Raw genomic sequence first — 8889 nt, 5'->3', positions numbered from 1 at the left:
TATCCGTCGTGGAAAGAAATCTTAGAAAAACACGTACTGGTAAGGTAGTTAGCAACAAAATGGATAAGACGATCGTTGTTGCTATTGAAGACCACGTAAAACATCCGTTGATCGGTAAGATCGTTAAGAAGACATATAAATTAAAAGCTCATGATGAGAAGAATGAGTGCGGTATCGGCGATACAGTTAAAGTGATGGAGACAAGACCGTTATCCAAGGATAAGAGATGGAGACTTGTTGAGATCATCGAAAAGGCAAGATAGTCGGTAGTGATTCGAGGAAGGAGTATCAGGCATGATTCAGCAGGAAAGCAGATTAAAAGTTGCTGATAATACTGGAGCCAGAGAACTTCTCTGCATCCGTGTTATGGGCGGCTCTACAAGAAGATATGCGAATATCGGCGATATCATCGTAGCTTCCGTTAAAGATGCAACACCAGGCGGCGTTGTAAAGAAAGGCGATGTAGTTAAGGCCGTTGTTGTACGTACAGTGAAAGGTGCCCGCCGTAAAGACGGTTCCTATATCAAGTTCGATGAGAACGCAGCAGTTATCATCAAGGATGACAAGACTCCCAGAGGAACCCGTATCTTTGGGCCGGTTGCAAGAGAACTTCGTGAGAAGCAGTTCATGAAGATCGTATCTCTGGCTCCGGAAGTATTATAAGGAGGTGCCAGGTAATGCATAAGATCAGAAAAGACGATATGGTAAAAATTATCGCTGGTAAAGATAAAGACAAGACCGGTAAGGTTCTTGATGTAGATACAAAGAAGAACACAGTTCTGGTTGAGGGCTGCAACATGGTGACAAAGCACACCAAACCGAGCCAGACAAACCAGACCGGCGGTATCGTTCATCAGGAAGCTGCCATTGACATCTCCAACGTTATGCTGCTCGTAGACGGAAAAGCTACAAGAGTTGGCTTTGAAGTAAAAGATGGCAAAAAAGTTCGTGTTGCAAAGGCAACCGGAAAAGTAATCGACTAAGAGCAGAGAGGAGGAAAAACAAGTTGGCTAGATTAAAAGAAATGTATCAGAACGAGATCGTTGATGCAATGATCAAGAAATTTGGATATAAGAACGTTATGGAAGTGCCGAAGCTCGACAAGATCGTGATCAACATGGGCGTAGGCGAAGCAAAAGACAACGCGAAAGTCCTTGACTCTGCAGTTCGTGACCTGGAGATCATCACTGGTCAGAAGGCAGTTCTGACCAAAGCTAAAAAGTCCGTTGCAAACTTCAAGATCAGAGAGGGCATGGCGATCGGATGTAAGGTTACTCTCCGCGGCGAGAAGATGTATGAGTTCGCTGATCGTCTCATCAACCTGGCTCTTCCCCGTGTACGTGACTTCCGCGGCGTAAATGCAAACGCATTCGACGGCAGAGGAAACTACGCACTCGGTATCAAAGAGCAGCTCATCTTCCCGGAGATCGAGTATGATAAGGTTGATAAGGTTAGAGGTATGGACGTTATTTTCGTTACAACCGCTAAAACGGACGAAGAGGCCCGTGAGCTTTTAACATTATTCAACATGCCGTTTGCAAAGTAATTTAGGAGGATTTATCCATGGCAAAGACTTCAATGAAGATCAAACAGCAGCGTCCGGCAAAGTTCTCCACAAGAGAATATAACCGCTGCAGAATCTGCGGCCGTCCGCATGCATATCTGAGAAAATACGGCATCTGCCGTATCTGCTTCCGTGAGCTCGCTTACAAGGGCGAGATCCCGGGAGTAAAGAAGGCTAGCTGGTAGGCCGAAAGCAACTTAGTGAGCCGGAGCCGCAGGCGACAGGCGAGCTTAGTGCGAGGCCGTTCCCGAATCTGGCTGTGACCACTTGATGAGCCATACAGGCGAATCATAGAGGGAACGCCCATCCCGAACCTTAGCGAATACAAAGTATGAGCTTAGTTGAGGGATGTTTCCGACAGCTTAGCTGAGGGAACTGTCGTGGCCGGTGGCTCTTACTAAGACGCAAGGCCCGTTCTTCACCCCACGGTAGAAGAACCATCCCTGTGACGCCCCAGGCGTTTCACAGGGAAACTTTTCGCCGTCCGGCGAAGAACACTCCTGTGCAGCGCAGGATCCCTGCGAACCACAGTGACAAACCAACATCCATAAGGAGGAAATTTAATCATGACAATGAGCGATCCGATTGCAGATATGCTTACAAGAATCCGTAATGCCAACACTGCAAAACACGATACAGTAGACGTACCGGCTTCCAAGATGAAATTAGCTATCGCTGATATCCTTGTAAGAGAAGGCTACATCAAGAAATACGACATCGTTGAGGATGGCGGCTTCCAGACCATCCGCATTGCCTTAAAGTATGGCAAGGACAAAAACGAGAGGATCATCTCCGGCATCAAGAAGATCTCCAAACCGGGTCTTCGTGTATATGCCGGCAAGGAAGACATGCCGAAGGTACTTGGCGGACTTGGTATCGCCATCGTATCCACCAACCACGGTGTGATCACTGATAGAGAAGCCCGTGAGCTGGGCGTAGGCGGAGAAGTTCTCGCTTTCGTTTGGTAATTTAGGATGTTATCCCCACCGCCTGCAAAGCCCGGGAGATCCCAGGAAGGGCGGCGGGTGAAGGACAGACGCAGGAGACTGCGGCCTGTCCCGAATATAACATAGAAACTGAAAACAGAGCACGTAAAAGCGTGCTCCGAAAATCTAAGTAGGAGGTATATGGCATGTCACGTATTGGTAGAATGCCGGTTGCGATCCCCGCTGGCGTAACAGTAGAGATCGTAAACAATTATATGACTGTAAAAGGTCCGAAGGGAACACTTGAGAGACAGCTTCCGGTTGAAATGGAAATTAAGCAGGAAGACGGTAATGTGATCGTAACAAGACCGAACGATTTAAAGAAAATGAAATCTTTACACGGTCTCACAAGAACCTTAATCGCAAACATGATCCACGGCGTTACAGAAGGCTACGAGAAGAAGCTGGAAGTAAACGGCGTAGGTTACAGAGCTGCTAAGCAGGGCAAGAAATTAACACTTTCCCTTGGTTATTCCCATCCGGTAGAGATGGAAGATCCCGAAGGCATTGAGACTGTTCTGGAAGGTCAGAACGTGATCATCGTTAAGGGCATCAACAAAGAGAAAGTCGGCCAGTATGCGGCTGAGATCAGAAGCAAGAGAGAGCCGGAGCCGTACAAGGGCAAGGGTATCAAATATGCTGATGAGGTTATCAGACGTAAAGTTGGTAAGACTGGTAAAAAATAATTTAAGGAGAGTGTAAAAATGGTTAGCAAGCAGTCAAGAAGCGAAATCCGCAGAAAAAAGCATTATAGATTACGCAACCGCTTTGCTGGTACAGCAGAGAGACCGCGTTTAGCAGTTTTCAGAAGCAATAATCATATGTATGCCCAGATCATCGACGACTCCGTTGGACATACCTTAGCTTCCGCCTCCACCGTTGAGAAGGAGATCAAGGCTGAGTTAGAGAACACAGATACCGTTGATGCAGCTGCATACGTTGGAACAGTGATCGCAAAGAGAGCAATCGAAAAGGGAATTACCGAAGTTGTTTTCGACCGCGGCGGTTTCATCTATCAGGGTAAAGTTCAGGCCTTAGCAGACGCAGCCCGCGAGGCTGGTCTGAAATTCTAGTAGAGAGGAGAATACAGCATGAAGCGTACAATCATTGATGCAGGTCAGTTAGAACTGAATGACAAAGTTGTTGCCATCAAGCGCGTATCCAAGACTGTAAAAGGTGGACGTACCATGAGATTTTCCGCTCTGGTAGTAGTAGGCGACGGCAATGGCCATGTAGGCGCAGGTCTTGGTAAGGCAGGCGAGGTTCCGGAGGCTATCCGCAAGGGTAAGGAAGCAGCCATCAAGAACATGGTTGAGATCCCCATGGACGAGAACAACAGTATCCCCCACGATTTCCTTGGAAAGTTCGGAAGCGCATCCGTACTTTTAAAGAGAGCTCCGGAAGGTACTGGTATCATCGCAGGCGGCCCGGTACGTTCCGTAGTTGAGCTTGCAGGTATCAAGAACATCCGTACAAAATCTTTAGGCTCCAACAACAAGACAAACGTTGTTTTAGCTACCATCGAGGGTCTTCTCAGCTTAAAGACTCCGGAAGAGGTTGCTAAGAACCGCGGCAAATCTGTTGAAGAAGTTGTTTGCTAATAGGAGGATAGAAAAATGGCAGAGAAGTTAAAGATCACATTAGTAAAATCCCCTATCGGAGCTATTCCAAAGCAGAGAGCGACTGTTGAAGCCCTTGGTTTAAAGAAGCTTCAGAAAACAGTTGAATTACCGGATAATGCAGCAGTAAGGGGCATGATCCAGAATGTAAGACATCTGGTAAAAGTTGAAGAAATCTAATCTTGATATAGAGTAAGGAGGTGCAGAGATGAATTTATCTAATTTACATCCTGCTGAAGGATCCAAGCACAGCGATAATTTCAGAAGAGGCCGCGGCCACGCTTCCGGAAACGGAAAGACAGCTGGTAAGGGACACAAAGGCCAGAAGGCTCGTTCCGGAGCACCGAGACCCGGTTTTGAAGGCGGTCAGATGCCTTTATACAGACGTATTCCGAAGAGAGGCTTTAAGAATATCAATTCTAAGACGATCGTAGGTATCAACGTAAGCGCACTTGAGAGATTTGACAACGACTCCACAGTTTCTGTTGAGACTTTAATGGAGTGCGGTCTTGTAAAGAACCCGCAGGACGGCGTTAAGATTCTTGCAAACGGTGAGTTAACAAAGAAACTTAACGTGAAGGCTAATGCGTTCAGCGAAGCTGCAAAAGCAAAAATTGAAGCATTAGGTGGAACCTGCGAGGTGATCTAATATGTTAAATTCGATACAAAAAGCATTTAAGGTGAAAGAAGTCCGCGAGCGGCTTCTTTACACCTTCATGATGCTGATTGTGATCCGGATCGGTTCCTGTCTGCCGATCCCGGGGGTAGATGCCAGCTTTCTGAAGGAGTTCTTCACGAATCTTCAGAATTCCGGCATGGGCTTTGTCAACGCGATCACTGGCGGATCCTTTTCCAACATGTCGCTGTTTGCACTGAGCATTACCCCGTATATCACATCTTCCATTATTATGCAGCTTATGACCATTGCGATCCCCAAGCTTGAGGAGATGCAGAAGGAAGGCGAAGATGGAAGAAAGAAGATCGCAGAGTATACCAGATATCTGACTGTGGCGCTGGCCCTGTTCCAGTCCTCAGCCATGGCCATTGGTTTCGGAAAGCAGGGCCTTCTCTATGAGGACGCCCAGAACATCTGGGGCTATATGACCGTTATCGCGGCAATGACCGCAGGTTCTGCCCTTCTTATGTGGATTGGTGAACGGATCACAGAAAAGGGAGTGGGCAACGGTATTTCCATCGTGCTTCTGATCAATATCGTTTCCAGTCTCCCGCAGGATGTGCTGATGCTGTATGAGCGCTTTATGGCCGGCAAGTCTGTTGCAGTGGCAACAGTGGCAGCCATCATCGTTCTTGCAGTGGTGGTTGCAACCGTCGTTTTCGTTCTTGTATTAAACGGTGCAGAGCGCCGCATTCCGGTGCAGTACTCAAAGAAAATGCAGGGACGCAGAATGATCGGCGGCCAGTCCTCACACATCCCCTTAAAGGTCAACACCGCAGGCGTGATCCCTGTGATCTTTGCATCCTCGATCATGTCCATGCCGGTAATGATCGCCCAGTTCTTCAATGTGGACTATTCCACATTTGGAGGAAAGATCCTTATGGCGTTAAGTTCCGCCAACTGGTTCAGACCGGAAATGCCGGTTTATTCGGTTGGCCTCTTGATCTACATCGTGCTGGTGGTACTGTTCGCGTATTTCTACACGTCCATTACCTTCAACCCGCTGGAAGTGGCCAACAATATGAAAAAATCCGGCGGCTTTATCCCGGGCGTACGTCCCGGCAAGCCCACGTCTGATTTTCTGAATAATATTTTGAACTACATTGTTTTCATCGGAGCCACAGGTCTTGTGATCGTATGTATCGTCCCGATCATCGCATCCGGCCTGTTCAACGTTGGAAGCCTCTCCTTTGGAGGCACATCCCTGATCATTATTGCCGGCGTTATCCTGGAGACCATCAAAGCAGTGGATTCCATGATGCTGGTGAGAAATTATAAGGGATTCTTAAACGACTAGCTGGAAAACGGCAGTTCAATATGGATAGCAGTCAAAAACGGACGGAAATACTTTTTTCGTCCGTTTTTTAGATAATGTGTTTCTTGATCGTGAAGTTCAGGAGGAAAGAGCATGAAAATAATTATGTTAGGCGCCCCTGGTGCCGGAAAAGGGACCCAGGCAGAGCGGATCTCGAAAAAATACGGGATCCCGCATATCTCTACCGGGGACATCTTCCGGGCGAACATCAAGGCGGGAACTGAGCTGGGCATAAAAGCAAAGGCTTATATCGATAAAGGACTCCTGGTACCGGATGACGTGACAGTGGATCTGGTCATGGACAGGATCAGCCAGGAGGACTGTAAGAACGGTTATATCCTGGATGGATTCCCCAGGACCATTCCCCAGGCAGAGAGCCTTACAGAGGCCTTAAAGGCCCGCGGAACGTCCATCGATCATGCCGTTGATGTGGATGTTCCCGATGAAAGCATCATCGCACGGATGTCCGGCCGCCGCGCATGCCTTACATGCGGAGCCACGTACCATACTGTATATGCGAAGCCGGCGAAGGAGGGGATCTGCGATAAATGCGGAGCCAGCCTTGTGCTGAGAGAGGATGACAAGCCGGAGACCGTAAAACAGCGTCTCCTTGTTTACCACGAACAGACGAAGCCGCTGATCGATTATTACAGAAGGGAAAATGTCCTGTGCACCGTGGACGGAACGCAGGATATGGAGAAGGTTTTTCTGGATATCACGAAGACTTTAGGAGCTTAAGAAAATGGCAGTAACGATTAAATCGCCGAGAGAGATTGAACTGATGAGAAAAGCCGGGGAGATCCTGGCAAAGACCCACGAGGAGCTTCATGCAGCCCTTCGGCCTGGAATGTCCACCCTGGACATCGACCGGCTGGGAGAGAAGATCATCCGCAGCCACGGATGCATTCCTTCCTTTAAGAATTATAACGGATACCCGGCTTCCATCTGTGTGTCCGTCAACGACGAGGTGGTCCACGGGATCCCAAACCGTCACAGGATCTTAAAGGAGGGGGATATCGTCAGTCTGGACGCCGGCGTGATCTATAAGGGATATCATTCTGACGCAGCCAGGACCTGGGCCGTAGGCCAGGTATCTCCGGAAGCGCAGAAGCTGATGGATGTAACGAAGCAGTGCTTTTTTGAGGGGATCCGGTTTGCGAAGGCAGGCTGCCACCTGGGAGAGATCTCTGCGGCGATCCAGTCTTACGCCGAGAGCTTTGGCTACGGTGTGGTCCGGGATCTGGTGGGCCACGGCATCGGCACCCATCTCCATGAGGACCCGGAGGTGCCCAATTTTGCCATGAAGCGCAAGGGACTTCTGCTGCAGCCGGGCATGACCCTGGCAGTGGAGCCCATGATCAATATGGGGACCTATGAGGTGGTCTGGATGGACGATGACTGGACCGTTGTGACCAAGGATCATTCCCTGTCCGCCCATTATGAGAATACCATTCTCATAACAGAGGGCGAGCCGGAGATCCTGTCCTTATAATAGCAGAAACTGGAGGGGGTTCCATGGAAATGCTCGCCGGATGGAGGGCGGTGTCCCTGGCCGGAAATGATAAGGGCCGGGTATACGTCATAAAGGAAGACTGCGGGGAATATGTTTTCCTGTCGGATGAAAACGGAAAAATACAGCGGAAGAACAAGAAACACATTCAGGTTATAAAAAAATAAGGCGAACCGTCATATAGGAGGTAATAAGAAAATATGTCTAAGGCAGATGTGATCGAGATTGAGGGCGTTGTTGTTGAGAAGCTTCCCAATGCCATGTTCCAGGTAGAGCTGGAGAACGGACACAAAGTGTTAGCCACCATCAGCGGAAAGCTCCGCATGAACTATATCCGGATCCTTCCCGGAGATAAGGTGACTCTGGAAATGTCCCCCTACGATCTTTCCAAGGGCAGGATCATCTGGAGAGACAAGTAGGCTGAAAATTTAAAAAAACACTTGATTTTCCAGGACAAAGATGGTATAATGCTCAAGCGAACTTTGTTGGAACGCTTGTATTATGCCCTTTTTTAGAGAGCTTTATATACAGGTATGCAACCCGTAATGCCGTTATCCCAGGGCCTCCGGAATGTGGTGTGTATCTGGAGCCGGAAGGAAATGGACTACGAAGGAAAGGAGAATTACTGTGAAAGTAAGATCATCAGTAAAACCGATTTGCGAAAAGTGCAAGGTTATCAAGAGAAAAGGCAGCATCAGAGTAATCTGTGAGAATCCTAAACACAAACAAAGACAGGGTTGATCGCCGCAGATCATCTGTATTTTTTCGCGCGGCTTTGGCATGACGCGCCAGGATGCGTTGTTCGTGCCGGCAAATTTTTATTTCTACTAAATTAAATGGAGGTACACTCATGGCTCGTATTTCAGGTGTTGATTTACCAAGAGAAAAACGTGTCGAAATCGGCTTAACTTATATCTACGGTATCGGTAGAACAAGTGCAAACCGTATTCTTGCTGAGGCTGGTGTGAATCCGGACACCCGTGTCAAGGATTTAACCGATGACGAAGTGAAGAACATCGCAGCAGTGATCGCAGAGACCCAGGTGGTTGAGGGTGACTTACGTCGTGAGACAGCTTTAAACATCAAGAGACTGCAGGAGATCGGCTGCTACCGCGGAATCCGTCATAGAAAGAGCCTTCCGTGCCGTGGTCAGAAGACCAAGACAAACGCAAGAACCTGTAAGGGTCCGAGAAAGACAGTAGCAAACAAGAAGAAATAA

The 8889-nt window shown here is 48.3% G+C and carries 17 protein-coding genes; all 17 read left to right on the top strand.

Features of this window, described 5'->3' with window-relative positions; genetic code table 11:
* Positions 1-8 precede the first annotated feature (8 nt).
* Positions 9-263, top strand: coding sequence for a 30S ribosomal protein S17 (gene rpsQ, locus WIH05_RS12385; protein WP_022272678.1), 255 nt, complete (start codon positions 9-11; stop codon positions 261-263).
* Positions 264-294: 31 nt separating this feature from the next.
* Entirely contained in the window at positions 295-663 is a 369-nt protein-coding gene (gene rplN / locus WIH05_RS12380) for a 50S ribosomal protein L14 (RefSeq protein WP_022272677.1), read from the top strand.
* A 14-nt stretch (positions 664-677) separates the two neighbouring features.
* Positions 678-983 carry a 50S ribosomal protein L24 gene (gene rplX / locus WIH05_RS12375; RefSeq protein WP_022272676.1) on the top strand — a complete coding sequence of 102 codons (306 nt, stop codon included), beginning with the start codon at positions 678-680 and terminating at the stop codon, positions 981-983.
* Between the two features lie 23 nt (positions 984-1006).
* Positions 1007-1546 carry a 50S ribosomal protein L5 gene (gene rplE, locus WIH05_RS12370; protein ID WP_022272675.1) on the top strand — a complete coding sequence of 180 codons (540 nt, stop codon included), beginning with the start codon at positions 1007-1009 and terminating at the stop codon, positions 1544-1546.
* Between the two features lie 17 nt (positions 1547-1563).
* Positions 1564-1749, top strand: coding sequence for a type Z 30S ribosomal protein S14 (locus WIH05_RS12365; protein ID WP_008396318.1), 186 nt, complete (start codon positions 1564-1566; stop codon positions 1747-1749).
* Positions 1750-2130: 381 nt separating this feature from the next.
* Complete coding sequence (gene rpsH, locus WIH05_RS12360) at positions 2131-2532, top strand: 30S ribosomal protein S8 (RefSeq protein ID WP_022272214.1); 402 nt, start codon at positions 2131-2133, stop codon at positions 2530-2532.
* A gap of 164 nt (positions 2533-2696) precedes the next feature.
* Positions 2697-3236, top strand: a complete 540-nt coding sequence (gene rplF, locus WIH05_RS12355; protein ID WP_022272213.1) for a 50S ribosomal protein L6 — start codon at positions 2697-2699, stop codon at positions 3234-3236.
* An 18-nt stretch (positions 3237-3254) separates the two neighbouring features.
* Positions 3255-3623, top strand: a complete 369-nt coding sequence (rplR, locus tag WIH05_RS12350; protein WP_022272212.1) for a 50S ribosomal protein L18 — start codon at positions 3255-3257, stop codon at positions 3621-3623.
* Between the two features lie 18 nt (positions 3624-3641).
* On the top strand, positions 3642-4151 hold the full coding sequence (rpsE, locus tag WIH05_RS12345) for a 30S ribosomal protein S5 (protein ID WP_022272211.1): 510 nt from the start codon (positions 3642-3644) through the stop codon (positions 4149-4151).
* 15 nt (positions 4152-4166) lie between these two features.
* A complete protein-coding gene (gene rpmD / locus WIH05_RS12340; protein WP_022272210.1) occupies positions 4167-4349 on the top strand; it encodes a 50S ribosomal protein L30 in 183 nt (60 codons plus the stop codon).
* A gap of 28 nt (positions 4350-4377) precedes the next feature.
* Complete coding sequence (gene rplO / locus WIH05_RS12335; protein ID WP_022272209.1) at positions 4378-4818, top strand: 50S ribosomal protein L15; 441 nt, start codon at positions 4378-4380, stop codon at positions 4816-4818.
* Position 4819: 1 nt separating this feature from the next.
* Positions 4820-6142, top strand: a complete 1323-nt coding sequence (gene secY / locus WIH05_RS12330) for a preprotein translocase subunit SecY (protein ID WP_022272208.1) — start codon at positions 4820-4822, stop codon at positions 6140-6142.
* A gap of 111 nt (positions 6143-6253) precedes the next feature.
* Entirely contained in the window at positions 6254-6898 is a 645-nt protein-coding gene (locus WIH05_RS12325; protein WP_022272207.1) for an adenylate kinase, read from the top strand.
* 4 nt (positions 6899-6902) lie between these two features.
* Positions 6903-7652, top strand: a complete 750-nt coding sequence (gene map, locus WIH05_RS12320; protein ID WP_022272206.1) for a type I methionyl aminopeptidase — start codon at positions 6903-6905, stop codon at positions 7650-7652.
* A gap of 218 nt (positions 7653-7870) precedes the next feature.
* A complete protein-coding gene (gene infA / locus WIH05_RS12315) occupies positions 7871-8089 on the top strand; it encodes a translation initiation factor IF-1 (protein WP_015553825.1) in 219 nt (72 codons plus the stop codon).
* 208 nt (positions 8090-8297) lie between these two features.
* The gene (gene rpmJ, locus WIH05_RS12310) at positions 8298-8411 is read left to right on the top strand and encodes a 50S ribosomal protein L36 (protein ID WP_073992704.1); all 114 of its coding nucleotides are present in this window, start codon (positions 8298-8300) and stop codon (positions 8409-8411) included.
* 109 nt (positions 8412-8520) lie between these two features.
* On the top strand, positions 8521-8889 hold the full coding sequence (rpsM, locus tag WIH05_RS12305; protein WP_022272204.1) for a 30S ribosomal protein S13: 369 nt from the start codon (positions 8521-8523) through the stop codon (positions 8887-8889).

The organism is Alitiscatomonas sp. (genome assembly GCF_037242085.1).
Classification (GTDB): domain Bacteria; phylum Bacillota; class Clostridia; order Lachnospirales; family Lachnospiraceae; genus Alitiscatomonas; species Alitiscatomonas aceti.
Note: the sequence above shows the minus strand (reverse complement) of the source record. Positions and strands in the feature narration are given on the sequence as shown.